Source organism: Acidobacteriota bacterium (assembly GCA_016196035.1).
Taxonomy (GTDB): Bacteria; Acidobacteriota; Blastocatellia; order RBC074; family RBC074; genus JACPYM01.
In genome coordinates, this window is sequence record JACPYM010000015.1 from 16149 (window position 1) to 35610 (window position 19462).

Consider the following 19462-nt stretch of genomic DNA (forward strand, 5'->3'; position numbering starts at 1 on the left):
TAATCCAGTTCGCGGGCTAAATCAATATGGTGATGTGGCGCGTCCGGGCGCGCCAATTCAGCCAATCATGAGCCGCGGCGCCAAGCCTGCGCCAAATCCCAAGGCGTTCCTGACCGCCGTTTTTTGTCCTCTTACGATCCCCACGCGCTGTTCCAGCCGCTATAAATCCAGAACATCTGAATAAGCGCTTCGTAAGGTATAATCGCTTGCGCCGCCACCTGCCAGCCGCTATAAGCGGCGACAGGACGGCGCAAGCGATTCCCCATAGTTCAAGCCGCAATGACCAAACTGGCAAATCCGAACATGACGTATCGAACCTTCTTTACAGCGGTTTTCAAATGCGTGCGACCTGCGGGCATCACACGCAGCGTAGGGGCAGACCTGTGTGTCTGCCCCGGTGGCATTTGCAGTCAGCGAGTTTGTCTGACGCGACCAGGGCAGACACGCAGGTCTGCCCCTACGCTGAGGTCGCACGCAATCGCAAACCGCTTTAAGTTTGCGCTACTGGCCTTAACCGGGCTGGCCCTCACCCTTCAACTGTGCGCGCAGTCTGTCCAATCGCCAAACGCCACGCTTGCCGCGCATGCGCCGCCCGCGATCAGCGCTGAGTTGCGGCAGCAGACCTTTGAGATGGTTTGGCGCACTGTGAACGAAAAGCATTTTGATCCGGCCTTTGGCGGCGTGAATTGGGAGCAGATACGCACCAAGTATGCGCCGCAAGCCGCCGCCGCCAAAAGCGAGGCAGAGTTTTACGCCCTGTTGCAGCAGATGCTGGGCGAACTGCATCAATCGCATTTCGCGGTGATCCCGCCTGAGTCCGTCATTGATGACGATCACCAGCCTGCCTTGGGTGAAATCGGCGTGGCGGTCAAGCTCATCGGCGCGCAGGCGTTCATCAGCCAAGTCAAACCGGATTCCGCCGCCGCGCGCGCGGGGTTGCGTTCCGGTGATGCCTTGCAGCAAATCGGCGGCGTCCCGCTTACGCAATTGATCCAAAAACTAAGCAAGAGCACTGAATCTGAAGCCATCAAGCGCTTGCGCACAGAGCGCCTGATCCTGGCACGTCTCGCTGGTGAGCCGGGCAGTGCTGTGAAATTAAGCTATCTGGATGCGCGCAATCAACCGCATGAAATTACGTTGACGCGCACGCGCGTTACCGGCGAATACTCGCCCGCCTTCGGCAACTTTCCGCCGCAACGCATGGAATTTGAAGCGCAACGCTTGCCGAGCGGTTACGGCTACATCCGCTTTAACATCTGGGTCATGCCGATGATGCCGAAGTTGCGCGCCGCGCTGCGCGAACTGGCGGATGCGCCGGGGTTGATTTTCGATCTGCGCGGCAACCCGGGCGGCATCGGCGGCATGGCTTCAGGCCTTGGCGGTCACCTGTTTGAAAAAGAAACCTCGCTGGGCCGCATGCAAATGCGCAGTGGCTATACCAATTTCGCGATCTTTCCGCAGACGTTGCGGTATACCGGCCCGGTGGCGATCTTGCTCGATGGCGGCAGTGCTTCGACCAGCGAAGTCTTTGCCAGTGGGATGCAGGAACTAGGCCGCGCTGTGATTGTGGGCGAACGCAGTGTGGGTGCTGCGTTGCCGTCGGTCTTTCAAAAACTTCCGACGGGCGCGCTCTTTCAATATGCCATCGGCGATTTCAAAACGCCCAAAGGCGCCTTGATCGAAGGACGTGGGGTGCTGCCCGATGTGGAGATTAAACTCACCCGCGCAGGTTTGCTGGCCGGACGTGATTTGCCCCTGGCTGCGGCTGTTGCCCAATTAGAGAAGCAGCAGAAGCATGAGCGTCCGTCTTCAAAAGCCGTGGGCAAGTGAGTTTGTTTGTGAGTTGTCCTGATGTTGGCCGCGCGCGTTTGACCAACGCCGCTGCCGCTTAACCCTGAAAGCCCTAAAAGGAGGGGAGAAGAACCATGAAACGTTTTGCAATGATCTGTTGTGTGATGATGCTGGGCGTCAGCTTGGCCCTGGCGCAGGCGCAAGCCCAATCCCAAACGAAAATCGAAGGTTCCAAAGCTGATGCCAAACCGGAAACGAAACCGGCGGCGGCGGAGTTGCCGTCGGTGGACAAGATTCTGGAAAAGTATGTGACCGCGCTGGGCGGTAAGGCGGCTATTGAAAAGCTGACCAGCCGCACGGCCAAAGGCAGCTTTGAATTGCCCGCGATGGGTGCGAGCGGTTCGTTCGAAGCCTTCAGCAAAGCACCCAATAAATCCGGGACCAAAGTCGAAATTGCCGGGTTTGGCGAGATCCGCAGCGGCTTCGACGGAACGAAAGGCTGGGCGCAAGACCCGATGAGCGGGTTGCGTGAAATGAGCGGTGCCGAACTGGCCGCGACCAAGCTCGACTCGGAGTTTTTCAAAGACCTCAAGATGAAAGAACTCTACAAACAACTCGTCGTCAAAGGCAAAGAGAAGGTCGGTGATGCCGAAACCTTCGTGGTCGAAGCGACACCCGCCGAAGGTGTGCCCGAGAAGTATTACTTTGATGCCGCCACGGGGTTGCTATTGCGCCACGATACCGAACGCGAAACGCCGCAAGGCAAGATGGCGATTGAAACCTCGTTTGAGGATTATCGCGTGGTGGACGGTGTGCAGGTTTGGCACACGATGAAACAGAGCACGCCAGCCTACGCGATGGTAATGAAGGTAACGGAGGTCAAACACAATGTCGCCATTGAGGACGCCAAGTTCACCAAGCCGTCCGGCCAATAACCAGGCGGAACTTGAGCAATGAAAAGCGGGAGCGCGATTGTCACAATCGCGCTCCCGCTTGGCTCTTGGCAACAATCACAGCCGCGTCAAACTTCAGCCGTTTGGCCGCGCTGCTTTTCCTGCGGTAACAAATCAGTGGTGCCTTCGGTGATCGAAGGAAAGATTTCCTGTTCACTAACGAGATGTGGCGGCAACGCGGCGGCCTGGGCCGGCGTGGGCAAAGATGCCGTATTCGGCACCGTCAGTGCCCGGCGTGGCATAAGTGGCTGTTCCCCTGGGTCATCCTGTCCGTTCAACATCTGGTGCAAACGCCAGATGCCGCTCAGCAAAAGCGGTAAGCCACAAGCGGCAAACAAGCCCGCCAGAATCGTAATTACCCTGACCCGCTTGGCAAATTTCTCGGCGTCGGGATCGAGCATAAAAAACAGCAGGGCCACCGCCACTGCCGCCAGCCAAAGCAAGCCGCCGCTTAGCAAGGAATGATAGGCCGCGCGCGAATTGGCCGTCAGCCGCAAGACTTCCAATTCCGCCGGTTCAGTTGCCGCATTGGGCGCGCCGCATTGTCGGCAAAACCGCGCGCCCGTGACGGCTTCCGCGCCGCAAGCGGCACAGGCGGCGGTTGCCGCGCGCGCCACCGCGAGGGCGATCAAGGCCTCGGCCTCGCGCATCAGCGTGTGGCGGTCGCCCTCGACCAGCATCGGATTTTTCACGGTGTAATCAAAGGTCGCACGTGTGGTGTTGTGGCTGATGGCCTTCAGCCCGATCTGCAGCGTGATCGGATAATCGAGCACGTTGGTCGTACAGCCGTTCTGCCCCCAGCCATTGGCCCGGCGGCGCGCACGCAACAGATTTTCATCCAGCACGCGATACCCCAATTGTTCCAGCGCCTCGCTCAACCGGCGCCGCACCGTTTCGATGTCCCCTGAAACCAGGCGCACCACCTCGTGTTCAGCGACGCCGTTTACGTCATACATCCCGCCCATTTCTGCGCTCATTGCCAGTCCTCCTGACCTTGCTAAATTGTTGCGGAGAAGATTTTCTTTCAGGTGTATTGAGCGTTACGCCTTGCCTCAATGCGGAGTTCCCATTTTGCCGGACGTGCGGTTAGAATGCCACCGCACTTTTCAACCCTGTTCCGCCAACGAAAGGAATCTAAATGGATGCTCTTGGAATGATCGAAACGCGCGGCCTTGTGGCCATGATCGAAGCCGCCGACGCGATGGTCAAAGCCGCCAACGTCACGCTGGTCGGTTATGAAAAAGTAGATGCGGGCCTCGTCACCGCCATCGTGCGCGGCGAAGTCGGCGCGGTCAAAGCCGCCGTAGAGGCCGGCGCCGCCGCCGCCCGCAAAATCGGTGAAGTCACCAGCGTCCACGTTATCCCGCGCCCGCACGGCGAAGTCGAAGAAGGCCTGACCGTCATCCGCACCGGCGAAACCACGCGCAAACCGATCAGCGGTTCGGTCAATCCACAAGAGGGATGAGCGATGAGGCGCGCGCGAGAATGAAAGAGCAAGACTTGAGCGTGCGAACAACGGAAGTTTGCGTGGCGCAACGTCCGGTTGTATTCGCAACTGCCAAAAACGGCGGAGGCACAAATCATTGGAAAGCAGGTTCTGCGTTCAGGTACTTCTATCGGTGCGTATTACCGGGAGTCGTGTCGTGCTAAATCAGATGCCGAATCTTTGCAGCAGCGCCCCGGGCAGTCCGCGAATTTTGCAAAAGCACGGTTCTCCCAGAGCGGTTCGGCGTCTAAGAGTTGTTCTTGCCTGAGCTTTGATTATGTGTGAATGAATTAAGCGGGCGGCGCCAAAGACAAAGCAGCGGCCAAGACCAAGTGTTTTTGGCCGTTGCTTGAAGTTTTGCAGTGCGAACGCCCCGTTGTGGTCGCGCGGGATCGCCAGTTCAAGCGTCGAGTCTATGGCCAGCAAACTTCTTCAAATTCAGATTGGTATTGCCTGAGGCGGCCCCTTCCTGCAAGGGCTGGCGATGCGGATCGAATTGCCCTTGGTATGCGAAATTGCCATTCACCTCCGTCATTGCCCGCGCATTGCCAAGATGATTTGTATGTGACCAGTAAAACTGACCGTCTGTGGCTTGCTGGGCCAAAAGCCTGTCTCCGGCATAAACATACGCTCGCTGCACACCCGCACTCGTCACTTCAATCGCCGTGTTCCCCAACGTACTCGACCGCACATACCACACCGTCCCGCCGCCCTCTACCTTCTTCACCCGCATCCCCGCCCCATCATACCCATACTGCCCTAATGCCCCATTGTTCACACTCGTCATCCGGTTCGCCGCGTCGTATGCGTAGGTCATCCCATCACCCTGCGTCAGGTTCCCCGCGTTGTCATAGTAAAACGGCTGCGTCTGCCCGTTCTCTGTCACGCTCAGCAGGCGGTTGTTGAGCGGGGCGGTCGTGCTGTTGATGTCGTAATTCAGGGTGTAACTCGGATTCGGCCCGCCACTGCCGCTGCCTGTGCGCAGATTGCCGAAGGCGTCGTAGGTGTAATAGCGCGAGTACGCACTGGCCGTCGCGTGGGTCAGCCGGTTGTAGCTGTCGTAGGTGTAGTTGACCGAATACTGCCCCTCTACGCCATTCGTGATGCTGCGGATGCGGTTGTTGTTGTGGCTTGTCGCGTCGTAATACTCGTAGGTGTAATTGGTGATCGAGCCTGTGCCGTTCGGCCCGACCTTCATGTTAATCGGTTGTTGCCGCGTATCGTTGTAACCCATCGTCAGTTGCAAGCCGTTGCCGTAATTCAACTGATTGATGGCGCCTGTTACTCTGGGTTGCAAGGCCGGCAGCGGGGCATAAAACAAACTGACGATTAACACCGCGGTCAATATGCTGGATAAGCTGCGGCGGACGGCGGATGAACGAAATCGGCTTTGGCGCATAAACAAACTCCCTTTGGCAAAGGCTGACGAAAATGGTGTATGTTACTCGCGGCAATTACACCTCAAGCAGCCGGCGCGCTGATATAGGCTGCGGCGGAGTAACACGCTGTTATGGTTGATTAACTTGCAGATTCCGGTTCGCTAGCAATACTTGCGGAGTAGCCGGAAAAAGAACTGGATTAAGTTACTAGGTTGAAGGCCCGAATTGTTGAGTTACCTGCTGCATCATACGGCTTGGGTGCATAACGCATGGGGCTGGCTTATACGCCCCTTGTTACGCACCGGTCAATTGGAAAAATTTATCAACTCATGCGAAAGGGATTGCGCGTGCTTCGCTGTGAAAGCGGAAACCTGAAGGGGTGGAGCTGATTTGATGACTAATCGCTGACCGTTTTCAACACCCGGCCCACCAGATGATCCACGCGCCAGCGCGGGCCAACGCGCTGGGCCAGGCTGAGCAATTCGGCCCACCAGAGCACACGTTTGATGGCGCTCTCAGACATCTCGGTCATTTGGTTGAGGGACTTGTGCAGTTCTTCGAGCGTTTGCGCGCCCTCCTTTTCCAGGGCCAGCAAAACACGCAGCGCGTGCAAATGGCTTTGACCCAGCGCGGTTTGATCAACGCCCAGGGCGCGGGCTAGATCGCGGGCGGCGGGTTTGTCACGCAAATCTTTGGCGGTGGCGCGCAGGTGATCCATCCAACTGAAGCTGTCAATCTGGCTGCGTTGATAGAAATACTCGAGCAGCATCGGCCAGTTGCCGGTCACCGCGGTGATGCGCTCGCGGGCGTCATCGTCAATGCTGAAGCTGCGATCATCCAGCCATTGGCGCAGGGCATCGTCGTGCCAGGGTTTCAAGCTATACGCCGTGGCGCCTTTGCCGGGCAATAACTCGAAAGGCGTTTGTTGCTGATTGAGCAGGTTCCAGGCTTTGGCCGGGTCGGCGATAAACGCCACGCGCACGAAGGCGCGCGTGGCGGGCGCGTCTTTCAGCCGTTGATGCGCGTCCTCTATCCAGCGCGCTTCCCAGGGACTGGAAGGCAGCACGAGCATCAGCGTCGTGCCTTCGGCCTGGCGCTCAAGCGCTTCGTTAAGCTGCCGAATGAAGGATTGATGTTCAGTGCCGTCGAGCGCGGCAAAGAGTCCGCGCGGCGTGGCGACTTCGATAAATTCGCGCAGGTCGGTCAGACCCGCCGCTTCGTTGCCAAACACGACGGAGAGGCCGTTCTGGCGGCTGCGCATTTCCATGATTTCTTGCGCGGTCAGCGGGCTGCGGCGCGGCGAGCCGGTGCGGGCGGCGCGGAAGGTGCTGGGGTTGTATTTGGGCGGCATCTTGCGCGTGCGTTGCAATTCGGCGGCGATCTGATCTTCGTTGCCTAAGAGCACGGCGACGCCCTTGCTGCGCAGCGTGTAACCATTGTCGGTCGCGCGCAGAATGCCCAAGCCGACCATTTCATCCAACAGCACGGGCAGCGCATTGTCGGCCAGGATGGCTTCGAAGCCCTCTTCCCACCAGTAGCGCGCCTGCTGCGAAATCCAAGAAATCGAGAAGCCTTGCGAAAGCAGTTTCTCGTCGTTTTGCAGCAGGGAATCGGCCATCAGATAGGCGATCACGCCATAACGTTCGTCTACTTGTAAGGTGGCTAATAACCCGGCGCGGATGGCGGCGCGCATGTCCTGGCCGCGATAGGCCTCGTCCACATCTTCGGAAGTGACGAAGTAGGGCGGCCCCGCGTTGCTGTTGCTGGCGCGGTTGGAATTGGTCAGGTATTTCAGCAGGTGATAGCAATAATGCTGAATCAGGCTCGGATAGTAATTGGTGCGCCACAAAATGCGCCGCACCAAATCCGGCGATTCAAACGTGTAACCGAGGGCGGCCAACGGTTCTTCGATCAGGCGGCGCGCTTCTTGCGCTTCGTGGCCGAGCAGCGGGCCGATGCTGATGGGCGTGCCGAACTGGGCCAGCGGATGATCGGGAATGCGCGTCATACGCGGAATGTTGTGCACGCCGGCGAAGACGAATTTGAAACGCCGGCCGGTCTTTTCCATCACGCCGCGCACACGCGAGGCGCGCACGAATTGTTCTTTTTCGTCGGCTTCGAGGAAGCGGTCGGCCTGATCGAGCAACACCAAGATGCGCCGCTGTTGATTGCCATCCAGCCACTGGCAGACTTGGTCGAGTAGCGTGGTCGGATTGTCATGCCCGCCGCTCACGACTTTGTGCCGTTTGAACTCTTCGCCCAACAAGAGCCAGAGATCGTCCAATTGCCGTTGTGTGCCGATGTTCTCGCCTTCCAAGTCCAAAAAGACAGCGATGCGTCCTTGCGCGGGATCGTGGAAGTTACGTTCGACATCGCGCAGTAACGTGGTCTTGCCCAACCGGCGTCCGCCATACACGAACCCCGTGCCGGTCGGACTCATGATGGATTTCCGTTCCTGAATGCGCCCGTAAAACATTTCGGGTGAAACCGCCGTGGCCGTGTAAGGCTCAGTCCAGGTGAATGGCAAGGCGGCTTCAAACAACGTGTGCAAGCGCGGCGCGCGTTGGCCGTAGAGATAAAGAATCAGCACGTCATCTATCACGACCAGCGTTTGATGACGTTCGCGGCAAAGCCGGGCCAGCGCCGGGCGCATATCGTCATTCATTTGACCGAAGTAAAAGACGAAGACCGGGCTGCCAAACGAAGTGTCGCCGACGAATTGCAATAACTCTTCTTCGGTGGGGCGATCCCAAACGCACAGGATGCGGTATTTGCCTTTGGCGTCCGAACCGTAAGCGGGAACCGGGCAACGCTCGCGTCCGATGATGGGATCGGTGACGAGCGTGATCCAGGTCAGATTTTCCTCCTGCTTGAGCGTGGCTTCTTTGAAGGTGAGACCGAGGAACGGCAGAATTTTGGCGATGTCTTCCTCGCTGATGGTTTGCATGCGCCGCGTGTTAAACCAGGCGGAAATGGCGCCGGCCACGGCTTCCAGGTCGAAGTCCTTCAAGCGCAGCCCGCACAAATCAGCTCCGGCACGCGCGCGTTGGATGACGGCATACAGCGGCACCTGTTTCAGATAATCGCTCAGTTCGTGCGCTTTTTCCGGATAGAAGCCGGCGAAGTTGTCGTGCGCCTCTTCGGTTTCAGGCAATTCCTGATGGTCGAGCACCATGCCCAAATACTCTTCGGCGGTGACCAGGTCGCCGCGTTCCAGGACGCGGGCCAACTGCGGATAGTAATAATGGTCGGGGCCAATGCCTGAGAGCTTGAGCTTCTCGCGCAAGGAGACAATGGCGCCTTCGCGCTTGGCCAGAATCGTCTGGCGCATGGTCAGCAATTCGTGATGCGCAGCGCCAAAGCGCAAGAGCTTGGCCGTTTCCATGCCGTCCACAACGGCGGCCATGCGCAAATAATCTTTTTCGGGCAGATGTCCCAGATCGAGCGCGGCGGTAATCATCTTGCGTGTTTCTTCGATCTCCTGGCGCAAGACGGCGCGGCAACTGGTGAGCATCTGTTCACGGTCGCGCCGCATACTCTCCACTTTCGCCGGATCAAAGCCGGTGTCGGCGAGGTATTGCAGCAAATAAAGCGTCGCGTCGTGATCGCGCCGTTCGCTGCGAAAGGCGAACGCGCGTTGCCAATCGAGCGGCAGGTTTTTGGCGATGGTGCGCAAGAGCGCCGCGATGACGCTTTCCGGCTCTTCCGTCTCGGATTTCAAACGCCAGGTCAGCGGCAATTCAGTCGCCAAGAGCGGCGCATAAAGCGCGTGGCGGAGCTTTGGCTCGCTCGCGCTGATGACCTTGGCGGCATCGAAAATATCGCCGGCATCCGTGACGGCTTCGATGCACATGGCCAGCGCTTCACGGATGGGGAGCGCGGGGGTTTGTTGCCGGGTGAGTTCCAATTCACGCACCACCCCCGCCAGGTGCGTCCCGACGAATTCGCGCAAGGGCGCGAGGTGCGGCGGCGGTTGCAGGCTGATGCGGCCCGGATTTGTCTCAAGCAGGGAAATCCAGCGGCGCGCCAGGTCAACCGCTTCGCGGCTGTAATCGAGCAGTTGTTTGAAGGCCTCGCCTTCAATATCGCGCTGTCCGGCGGAGCGCCCAATCAACTCGCGGTCAGTATGATTGATTTCGCGCTGCACCTGACGTTCATCCGACCATTGCCGGATGAGTCGCTTGACCGCCGCCACATCGCATTTCTCGCTGATCTGGGTGGGCAAGAGCGTGCGCAACCGGCCTTTCGGCTCGCACCAATTCCGCCAGACGTAGGTGGCTGGGGCAAACTCGAGTTCTTTGAACGGCGCCTGTTTCCACCAGGCCTCGACTTCGTGGCGCAATTCCTGAAAATCTTTTTGCCAGGCTTCTTTGTTTTTGTGTTGTCTGAGCATGCCCGGATCAATGGGCCGCGCGTCGTGACATTGGGCGCCGATGGTTTGGCAAAATTCGTGAAACAGGGGCAGGCTGTTCAGCCGGGGCAACTGCGCCAACACGCGCGGCGCCTTGGTCGAAGGGGCGAGTAAAGCGGGGCGCAAGGTCGCCGCCGCTGTAAAGAGGCTGACCGACAAGTCCCATTCGGCGCTGGTGGAAGTGAGCCAGCGCGGCGAGAAAAATTTCAGATCGGCGCGCAATTGATGCGCCAACTCGCCTTCGTCATACCGCATGACCCGGCTCAGTGCCAGGGCGCGGATCAGCCAGGAAGGCAGACACGTGCGTTCGTCCCGTTGCGCGCGTTCCAACGCGCGCGCCAGCGGAAAGGCCAGCCCCAATTGCCGCTCAAACACCAGCCGCCATAACAAGTCGCGCAACGCGACCAAACGTTCAGGCGCGGCCCCGCTCTCGATGGCATGCGCGATTTGCGCGGCTTTGAATTCGGCAGGCAACTGGTAAAGCGATGTGTCTTCATTTCCGCTGAAATAGAAGGGGGCATTGCGTTCTTCGAGCGCCACGTAAAGGAAAGTTTGCTCGCGCTCGTCTTCATCCTCAAAGCCCTGCGGAGTCGTTTCATAGTCCTCAAAAGGCTCCAACTCAGCCGCCTGCGCGACGGGCAGGGGCGCGGTAATGGGCGGCGGTGGCGGGGGCGGGGGAATCTCGTCATTCAAGGGGGCTGGGGCCGCATTGCCATTCAACACTGGTCGCTCAGTAAGCGGTGCGCCAGTTTCTGTTTTACTGCCCTTGCCGCGTTTCGCGCTTTTCCCATTCACGGTTGTGGTGATGGGGGCCGCGACTTCATTGAGGGCAATTTCGTTTTCCGAGCGATGTGCGCGCGCGGAGGTCTCCGCCTCAACTTCGGAAAGGTCGTCGAGCAATTGCGACCAATGGGAGAGCGCTGTTGGATCCGGGGCCAGACCAGCGGCAGTAGCAGGGCCGTTCTTCGATTTGGATTTCAGGTTAGCAGGTTCGGCTGGCGCAAGGCCGGTTTTAGCGGTTTTAGCAGTTTTGCCTGCTTTACTTGCAGAGGGAACTCCAGCAGAGCGTGCATCCTGTGCCAAGAGGTTCGACGACACGCTGGCAGGGGGCTGGGAAGTTGCCTCGTCCTCTTCGCTTTCCGCAATATCGTCCAGCCGGTTGAACCAAGCTGGCAAAGGTTCATCAGCGCTCTCCGGCTCAGTCTTTTCTTTGCCCTTTCCTTTACGGGAGGTGGAGGCGTTTTTGGCGCTGTCTTTTTCTGTGATCTTACTTGCCGCCGTCGTTATGGCCTCTACCGGCTCACCGGGTTCTGTGGTATCGGCAGCATTGTCCGCCGCCAGCGCCAGCTTACCTTCCATCAGCGCTTTAGCCATCTCTTCCAGTGAAGGCCAGTTGCCGCCGGCCCACTCATTTAAGGGCAAATCAGCAGAGACTTCAGCGCTGGCGTTCTGGCCAGCGAAATTTGCGTTAACCGGTTGGGGGCTGGACGCTGGCTCGACTGGCAGCGGCTCAGCATGGCTCGCCGGAGTTGTGGCTTGGCTGTCGTTCCGTTCCATTTCAGAAAGGAACGAAGATAGCGAATCGTCTTCGGTTGCGCCGCTTAGGTCTGCCGGATCGCTGGGGGCCGGGGAGGGCTGGAAATACAATTGCCCACGGGCCGCCTGCGCCGCCAACTCTTTACCGAAGTATTGCGCGACTTCTTCGCGTAAGGCATCCCATTGATCTCCATCCAGGTTGTTCCACTCATCAATGAGATAAATCAGCGACTGATAGGGTTTTTGCGCCTCACGCAGCGTCTGTTCTTCGAGCGGGGCGGGCGCGCCTTTGAGCGCGCCAATGGTTTCGCGCAACTTGCTGGCCTGCGCGTAACATTCCTGCAAAGGTTTATAGTTCGGTTGCGTCTTGTGGGCCAGTAAAAGAACGCGATTGAGCAGCGTAATCGTTTCCTGGCGAACCTGTTGGGCGGCGGCTTCTTGCGCCAGTGCGCGCCGGGCTTCTTCGGCTTTACGGGCTTCTTCTTCAGCGCGCACACGGGCTGTCGTGATGGCTTCGATAACGACGTTTAGGAGTTTTTCCAGCGTGTAAAGATCGGGAATCTCTTCGGGTTTCAGCAGCGGGGTGACGTGGAAAAGCTCAGCGGCGCGCAGCAACTCCGCCCGCAATTCCTCGAAATCTTTGCGGGTTGTTTGCAACTCTTCCACCATCACATCAGAGAGCGGACGGCCAGACTTCTGCATTTCGGCAGCGGCGTCGAGCAGCAACGATCCCAACTGGGCAAAATTGCCGGTGAGAGAATCGAACTTATCTCTTAGGACAACCCGACTGACTTCCATGTCTGTTTCCTAAACGGATGCTCTTGTAGGCAGGCTGACGAACTGAGTTGGAGCGGGGAATACGCAGCTAGGATTGAGTCGCTCCGAAAAGGGGTTCCGCGCCATGCAGGCCTCGTAAAAAGACAATCGCCTGACGTCACAACACCACAACCCTGACACCATGCACTCACCGTGTCGCCAGCGGAACTCTAACTATGATAGGGATGCAAGGATAAACGAATGCGCCTGTTCCCACTTCTCATTCTCAAGAAATCCCGAACCGATCAAGACCAACCAATTTCTGAAGCAACGTTCTGGATGTAACCACGCAAGCAGATTGGATCAAAGCAGGTTAGGCTCCGATTTGCGGTGTGAGAAGTCTTGTTTCGGAATCCGATCGGGAAACAAGCAACGGGCGGCAATATAGTCGCTTGGTTGTCAATAATCAACCATAAATTACTGCGAAAATCCCAGAAATGATGGGCTAGTTGTACTAAGCACCGAGAATGTTCCGGCAAGACATCTCGCTCCCTTTGGTCACTTGATTGGCTAGCGTAGATCTGCCTTTAGCAAGATTGTCCTTTGATACTGACGATTCCCTTTGTGCCTTTGTTCGGTTGTGGGCAAGCCTGTGAGGCATTGCTTGCGCGTTGCAGCGGCGCCGTGGTCTTGGCGGGAAAGTTAAAGGGCGAGCTTGGCAGCGGTTTATGCAAAATCGGTTCCCAGACCCAAACAGATGCTTCTGAAACCGACTCATCGTTGCGCTCAAAGTTGTTAAATTGTTGTTGCAACCCGAAGACGCCCAGTGAAGGGTGCGGCAATTCAATGCCGTCTGCGTTAATCATTGAAGGGAAAGCCAGCAAGCTGGGATTGGAAATAAAGCTTGATTCAAGCGCTGGAATGAAAGGCAAAGGAACTTTGTCAAAACGGCTCTGACGCCGTGGTTGAAACGCGACTGACTGTTCTGCGCGCCTGCCTGTCCGGCCAACTTGATTCAAAACCTCTGTCAGTCTGGCAGGCCGGCCAGACGCCGCCTGGCCGGCGCGAACCAGTGCCAAATCAATTTTGGACGCGGAACTGGCGTCGGCAAACCGCATTGCCAAAGGCGTGGGATTGCCCGTTACCACGGCGACCAGCGAGCCATAGGCTTGCCAGCTTTCCCGTGCTTTTTCCGGTAGCAGGTTTGTCACAGAAGCGAAGGCATTGGCGGTAAACACTGCCACGTTATTTGAAGAAAACGGCCTTAATGCATGCGCGACCGTCAGCAGGGCCAGTAATGACAGTGCACGAATCGTATGGGTCAGCATAAACAACTCCGTAACGAGAGAGCAGAAACAGTCAGCTTGTTCTGTAATTCCTAGTGGGTTTGTCCCGCAGCGCTTGGATCATCTTTTACCAAGCTATTCTCTAAACGCTCCAGCCCAGTCGAAGTTTAATGACTTTCGTAAATATCTATTGTCCTTTTGCCGTCAATTACGTGCGGTTGGTGGCGCGGAATGCAGCAAAGTTTCAGCCGGTGGTAAATAATTTGAAAACAAGTCCAGCCAAGTATGCCCGATCCCGACAGGGAAGTTGTCAACCGCATGTAAAATCAATCGTAAAATCAGGCCCGACCATGCCGTTCATTTAAGTAAGGCGCAAAAAGTTCTTTGACAGAAATTTTTCACCACGAAGAAACGAAGAGCGCGAAGGATAGAGAAGAAACGTCAATGTTGATACGCCTTTCCCTTCTTCCTTCTTCCTCATCTTCGTGTCCTTCGTTGCTTCGTGATTGTCAAAGAATTTTTTGCCACTTACTTAGCGCATACCAAACGCATTGTTGCCTTTGATTCCAATCAACTCGACTTCAAAGACGAGCGTCGAATTTGGCGGAATGGTTCCCATCGGGTTGCTGCCGTAGCCTAGTGCTGGCGGAATGACCAGTTTGCGTTTGCCTCCCACGCGCATGGCTTCGATCCCGCGTCCACCGCCGACGCCAATCTCCCATCCTTTGATTACTTCACCTTTGCCGAGTTTAAGTTCCAAGGCTGGTTTCGCCCCGTCTTGATTACTGTCGAACTTGATGCCATCCACGGTCCAGCCGGTATAACGCAGCCGCACCGTTTGTCCGAACAAGGGGCGCGGCCCATTGCCCACCACCAAATCCTGATATTTCAAACCAGAAGGCGTTTCGATGAGGTTTTCGGCGGCTTTTTCTGCCACGGTGGCAGGTGTTGGCGAGGGGTGATCGGGGAAAGCCCCTGCCAGCGGCGTGGGGCTGGCAGCCGATTCCGCCGGCGGCGTTGGTGACTGGCAGGCACTCGTGACGAACATCAAGCCGCATAGCAAGAGAGTAGTTGGACGCACACATGTCATCGCATTTCCCCAAAGATAAAGTTTGTGGTTGAAGCTGGATTACGGCTTTTCAGCCCAGAATGCCTTTAGCTCAGGCAAGCGGCGGGTATAATAGCGGGCGTCGTAAAGCCGGTCAAAACTCTTCAAGGCAGGTCGCTCGTGAAAACAACCAACACACGCCACCCCGTGCCGCCACCGCTGACCCTGGCTCTGGCGTTCCATCCCGCCGCCTTGACGGCGGCCCTAGTGGATCAGCGCGGTCGTCTCGTGGCCCAGGCGAAAAGCGCCCCGAAATTTTATACCACCCGCGCCGTCATAGCGGCGCTGGTCGAATTGATTATTGAATTGGCCCACACCCCCGCACGCGGCGCTGCTGAGATCAACGCGATCGGTATTGCGTTACCGGGCCAACTCGATCCGCAGAGCCAACGGGTGACCATCCCGGCTTGGAAAAACTGGGCGCGCGTGCCGCTCGGTGAACTGCTGGAACAGGCCTTGAATAAGGCCGGCTATGACATTCGGCAACCGGGGGCGGCCACCGAAGCCGTAGCGGAAACGCGTCTTTCGGGGCACCCACCTGTAACCATTCGCCCGCGTGCCGTGGCCCTGGCGGCAGCCGAAAGCTGGGTCGGCGCCGCGCGTGGCAAGCAACATGTCGTCTATCTTGGGTTGAGTGAAACGATTGAAAGCGGGATTTTGATCGGCGGGCAGGCTTTGCTGGGGGCTGACGGGGTGGCGGGCGCAGCCGGTTGGTTGGCGCTGGGTGACAACTTCAAACGCGATTACGAGACGCAAGGTTGTTTGACCAGCGAAGGCGCGCCAGGCGCCCTGGTGCGGCGGGCCATTGAAGAGTTTGGCGGCGACACACGCTCGATGCTGGGCAGCCTGATTATGGAAACGCCCGGCCACTTGACGCCTGAAATGATCGTGCGGGCGGCGCGCGGCGGCGAAAGCCATGCGCATCACGTGGTCACGGCGCATTGCCGCTGGCTAGGCCGTGGCATGGCCAACCTGATCTCGCTTTTCAATCCCGAAGCCTTGCTGCTGGGCGGCGAATGGGGGGGGGCGCTGACGCCTTTCCTGGATGAGATTCGTGAGGAAGCGCGGTTGTGGGCGTTGCCTGAGGCGGCCCGCCGCTGTAAAATTTTAGCGGCGACAATTGAGAATCATGCCGAACTCATCGGCGCGGCGCGGCTCACGCAAACTTGAGCCGCGTGCTTCCTCATTCAACCTACCCCGGCCCTAAAACTCCAGCCGGAATCCGAATTGAAACGCGCGTGGGATGCCGGGCGCAAAGGAACCAGAGCCGAGGCCATAACGATTGACGCGGTCGGTTTTCAATGTGCCGTTGATCGAACCGGGTGAAGCGTCGAGCGTGCCGCTCAGGAAATTGCCGGGGGTATCGTAATTGCCAATGTTGAAGAGGTTGAAAATCTCCACCATCGGTTCAACCCGCACGCGCCCGTCGCCGTAAAATTTAATCACCTTTGAGATGCGCACGTCGGTGTTGCTAAAACGATCCACCGGGACTTGGCCGGCGGGGGCGAGCGCGAGAACCTCACCGCCATTGACGGTGGCGCCCAAGGCGCGCAGTTGTGCTTCGCTGAACAGCCCCGCTGTAACCAACGCGCGCGCGGCTGGCGTGAAGGCCGTTTGCACCGTGCCGTTAAAATCGGTGATCAGGCTGTTGAGCCGCCCCACGCCTACGCCACGGCCAAAGGCGCCGACGTTGGTGCCAGGCAGCAAGTCGCGCGTCGTGCCGTCGCCATCCAGATCGGTGAAAAAGATTTCGCCCGCGCCCGACCCGCTGTGTTGCGGCAACAGGATCGTCACCGGCAAGCCGCTGGCGAGGCGCGTGGTCGTGCTGAACTTAATGCCCCAGGGCAGTTCGGTTAGGAAGCTGACCGTGAATTGGTGCGTGCGATCCAGCCCCGTCGGCCCGTAGAATTTGGTCGGGCTGTCATTTGAGAATGAACCGGCCAGAAAATCCTGATCGCCCGCCGTCGAGGCAAAACGCGAGAGGGAATAACTCACCACCGTCGTCGCGTCTTTGACGATCCAGAATTTGCCCAGCCGTCCGCGCAGATTGACCGACAGAGCGTTGTAAGTGGACAAGCCGACCGGCGCGATGACTGAGATGTTGCGGTAGTTGCGATTGACGCCGCTGAACGCGAAGCCGTCCAACGCGCTGCCCGCATCCAGCCCAAAATCGGCGTAATCGCCGATGGTTGCTCCGGCTGTGATCGCGCAATTGATCGCGGCGGCAGTCGCATTGGCCGGACATTTGAAACTGTCATTGACGTCGCTGATGATCTGGCGCGCCAGTGTGGGGTTGAGCGTGTTGGCCGCGCCGATGCGATTCAGATTGATCCCTTGATTGAAATGCACGCCGCGATTGCGCAGGTAATCCACGCTCAGCACCAGGCCCGGCTTCAATTCGCGCTGCACGCCGATGTTGAATATGATGCCGTAGGGGCGCTGATACTTGTTGTAAATCAGGCTCGACGCATCCAGCGTCTGGTCAAAGAGCGGCGCGACGCCTTTGGGCGGATAGTTGGCGGCCAAGCCGGCGGTGATCTGTTGCAAGACGGTTTGCATGTTTTGCGCGGCGGCGATGACGTTTTTGAGCGGTTGGCCTAACAGGTTGAGCGGGCCGTTGCAATTGCCCGGCGTCGCACTATATTTCGTGATGTCGAAGATGCACGCGCCCGTCGCCGGATTGAGCAGCTTGGGCGAACCGGCGTTGAGCACCGGCGTGTCATTGCCCAGGCCCGGCGGCAGATTCAACGGGCGATCAAAGAGCGCGTTGTTGATGATGTTCGTTTCGTAAAAGATTCCCGCGCCCCCGCGAATCACCGTCTTGCCGTTGCCGCGCACGTCCCAGGCAAAGCCCGCCTGTGGCGCAAAATTCAAATTGGGCCGATCCACTTTGCCGGCCAGATCAGGATGGAAGGCCGCCAGCGTTGGCGTGCGCGGCAGATCGTTGTTGGCGATGTTGCTGTCGAACACGTAGCGCACGCCAACGCTGGCGGAGAAGCTGGGCGTGATCTTCCAGTTGTCCTGAATGTATGCGCCAAAGCGGCTGTCATAAAAACCGCCAAAGGGCAGGTTGTGCGCCGGTTTCTCGCTGCCGAAGCCGAGGCCGTTGCCGAGCACGATCTGCGTCAGCGGGAAGTTGAGCGGATTGCCCACGCCGCCATTGGCCTTGGCGAAATCAATCGTCCCCACGTTGTAGTTGGCGCGGATGCGCGGCGCGAGGCCGAAGAAACTGGCGAAACCGCCCTGCACGATCTTGTTGAACGAAGAGCCGAAACGCAGCGTGTGGTTGCCGACGACCCAACTGCCGTCGTACTTGACCTGCTTGTTGTCCTGATAGGTTTGTTGCGGCGCGAGCAAATCCGCGCCGACCGTCAGTTGAAAGCGGATGTTCACCAGCAGCGGTTTGCCGGCGGGATCGAGCGTCTTGGGCGTGCCCGCCGCGGCGTTCGCGTCCACGATGCCATTGTTGAAATTCAGATAGCTGAAGCGCAGGGCGTGCGTCCAACGCGAGGTGCTGTAATCCGCGCCGACGACATGGAAGTTGGTGTTGTTCTGATTGGCAAAGGCCGACAGATCATTGCCGCCAAAGCCCGTCACGCCGGAATTATGGTTGTGGCTGAAACGATAGAACGCTTTCAAGCTGTTGGTGACGACCCAATCCACCCGCCCGCTCGCCAGCGTTTCGCGCAACGGCACGCCAAAAGCGGCGGTGAATTGCGGGAAGGGCGTCGAGTCGGTGAATTGCTGGCCGTTCTGCCGGGTGCGTTCGGCTTCGAGATGCCAGAACAATTTGTCCTTGATGAAATAGCCACCCGCGCGCCCGCCGAAATTCTGGCGCTCGAACGGCGGTTTCGCCGTCGTCGGCGAGGTCTTATCCAAACGCAAATCTGCCGCATACGATTCGTTGCGGAAAAAGCCGAAGCCGGAGCCGTGAATTTGATTGGAGCCGCTGCGCGTGACGATGTTGACCGCACCGCTCGAGGTCAGATCGGTACTGGCATCCAGCGACGAACGGCTGAGCTGAAATTCCTGGATGGATTCGTTGGAAAGATTGGTGGTCGTGGTGCCGACCGTCTCGTCGGTGATGTCCACGCCGTCCACCTGAATGCGCGTCGAACGCCCGCTGCGCCCGCCGATAGAGACACCTGACATCTGATTTTTAGTCGGATCGAAATCGCCGCCGTCGCGCACCTGCACGCCCGGTTCGAGTTGCGCCAAATCCAAAAAGTTGCGCCCGTTGAGCGGTAGGTTGTCAATCTGTTTGGCGGTGATCACGCCATCAATGGTGGCGCGCGCATTGTCCACCACGGCTTCGGAACTGGTGGAGGTGACTTCGACGACCTGTTTGGTGTCGCCGACTTCCAGCGTCGCCGTGAAGGGCGTAATCGTGCCGACCTTCACGGTCACCCCTTTTGCCTGATATTTGCGAAAGCCGTTTTTTTCGACAGTAAGCGTATAAAGGCCCGCTTCCAGATTCTGAAAAGCGAACGCGCCGCGCTCATTCGTAGTGGCTTTGATCTCGGCGCCGGTCGCGACGCTTTGCAAGCTCACGCTGGCACCCGGAATCACGGCGCCGGCCTGATCGCTGGCGGTGCCTTCGATGGCGCCACGAATGATTTGCGCTGTGACAGCTTGGCTCACGAACAGGGTCAGCAATAACGCTGCCCAAAGCGTAAAAGACTGGCTGCGAAGTTTCTGCATGACTGGTTCCTCGCAAATTCTGGTTGTCGGTTGTAAGAAAGGTTTGTCGTCGGAT

General features: G+C 58.1%; 11 protein-coding genes. 5 read left to right on the forward strand and 6 right to left on the reverse strand.

The annotated features are described in order from the left end of the window. Positions 1 to 630: 630 nt before the first annotated feature. On the forward strand, positions 631 to 1830 hold the full coding sequence (locus tag HY011_05080; GenBank protein MBI3422290.1) for a PDZ domain-containing protein: 1200 nt from the start codon (positions 631 to 633) through the stop codon (positions 1828 to 1830). Positions 1831 to 1925: 95 nt separating this feature from the next. Next, entirely contained in the window at positions 1926 to 2726 is an 801-nt protein-coding gene (locus HY011_05085; GenBank protein ID MBI3422291.1) for a hypothetical protein, read from the forward strand. A gap of 86 nt (positions 2727 to 2812) precedes the next feature. On the opposite strand, the gene HY011_05090 is transcribed toward HY011_05085, so the two are convergent. After that, positions 2813 to 3721 (reverse strand): hypothetical protein, encoded by a 909-nt coding sequence (locus HY011_05090; GenBank protein MBI3422292.1) that lies wholly within the window; start codon positions 3719 to 3721, stop codon positions 2813 to 2815. Between the two features lie 161 nt (positions 3722 to 3882). Between HY011_05090 and HY011_05095 the strand changes: the two genes are divergently transcribed. Together HY011_05095 and HY011_05100 are read left to right on the forward strand one after the other, a co-directional pair. Further along, a complete protein-coding gene (locus tag HY011_05095; GenBank protein ID MBI3422293.1) occupies positions 3883 to 4209 on the forward strand; it encodes a BMC domain-containing protein in 327 nt (108 codons plus the stop codon). A 78-nt stretch (positions 4210 to 4287) separates the two neighbouring features. Further along, positions 4288 to 4515, forward strand: a complete 228-nt coding sequence (locus HY011_05100; GenBank protein ID MBI3422294.1) for a four helix bundle protein — start codon at positions 4288 to 4290, stop codon at positions 4513 to 4515. A 115-nt stretch (positions 4516 to 4630) separates the two neighbouring features. Here the strand turns inward: HY011_05100 and HY011_05105 are convergent, their stop codons facing one another. The 4 genes from HY011_05105 to HY011_05120 form a co-directional block, all read right to left on the reverse strand. Next, positions 4631 to 5629, reverse strand: a complete 999-nt coding sequence (locus tag HY011_05105; protein ID MBI3422295.1) for an RHS repeat protein — start codon at positions 5627 to 5629, stop codon at positions 4631 to 4633. A gap of 377 nt (positions 5630 to 6006) precedes the next feature. Beyond that, positions 6007 to 12354: a hypothetical protein gene (locus tag HY011_05110; GenBank protein MBI3422296.1), complete on the reverse strand. Its 6348-nt coding sequence runs from the start codon at positions 12352 to 12354 to the stop codon at positions 6007 to 6009. A 545-nt stretch (positions 12355 to 12899) separates the two neighbouring features. Continuing rightward, the gene (locus HY011_05115; protein ID MBI3422297.1) at positions 12900 to 13640 is read right to left on the reverse strand and encodes a hypothetical protein; all 741 of its coding nucleotides are present in this window, start codon (positions 13638 to 13640) and stop codon (positions 12900 to 12902) included. A 490-nt stretch (positions 13641 to 14130) separates the two neighbouring features. Next, on the reverse strand, positions 14131 to 14679 hold the full coding sequence (locus HY011_05120) for an FKBP-type peptidyl-prolyl cis-trans isomerase (protein MBI3422298.1): 549 nt from the start codon (positions 14677 to 14679) through the stop codon (positions 14131 to 14133). Between the two features lie 147 nt (positions 14680 to 14826). Here HY011_05120 and HY011_05125 point away from each other — a divergent pair, with 147 nt between their 5' ends. Further along, positions 14827 to 15876 (forward strand): ROK family protein, encoded by a 1050-nt coding sequence (locus tag HY011_05125; protein ID MBI3422299.1) that lies wholly within the window; start codon positions 14827 to 14829, stop codon positions 15874 to 15876. Between the two features lie 33 nt (positions 15877 to 15909). Here the strand turns inward: HY011_05125 and HY011_05130 are convergent, their stop codons facing one another. Continuing rightward, positions 15910 to 19407 (reverse strand): TonB-dependent receptor, encoded by a 3498-nt coding sequence (locus HY011_05130; protein ID MBI3422300.1) that lies wholly within the window; start codon positions 19405 to 19407, stop codon positions 15910 to 15912. Positions 19408 to 19462: the final 55 nt, after the last annotated feature.

Coding starts and splice junctions, on each gene's coding strand:
- HY011_05080 (MBI3422290.1), top strand. CDS start 631: ATGGTTTGGCGCACTGTGAACGAAAAGCATTTTGATCCGGCCTTTGGC.
- HY011_05085 (MBI3422291.1), top strand. CDS start 1,926: ATGAAACGTTTTGCAATGATCTGTTGTGTGATGATGCTGGGCGTCAGC.
- HY011_05090 (MBI3422292.1), bottom strand. CDS start 3,721: ATGAGCGCAGAAATGGGCGGGATGTATGACGTAAACGGCGTCGCTGAA.
- HY011_05095 (MBI3422293.1), top strand. CDS start 3,883: ATGGATGCTCTTGGAATGATCGAAACGCGCGGCCTTGTGGCCATGATC.
- HY011_05105 (MBI3422295.1), bottom strand. CDS start 5,629: ATGCGCCAAAGCCGATTTCGTTCATCCGCCGTCCGCCGCAGCTTATCC.
- HY011_05110 (MBI3422296.1), bottom strand. CDS start 12,354: ATGGAAGTCAGTCGGGTTGTCCTAAGAGATAAGTTCGATTCTCTCACC.
- HY011_05115 (MBI3422297.1), bottom strand. CDS start 13,640: ATGCTGACCCATACGATTCGTGCACTGTCATTACTGGCCCTGCTGACG.
- HY011_05130 (MBI3422300.1), bottom strand. CDS start 19,407: ATGCAGAAACTTCGCAGCCAGTCTTTTACGCTTTGGGCAGCGTTATTG.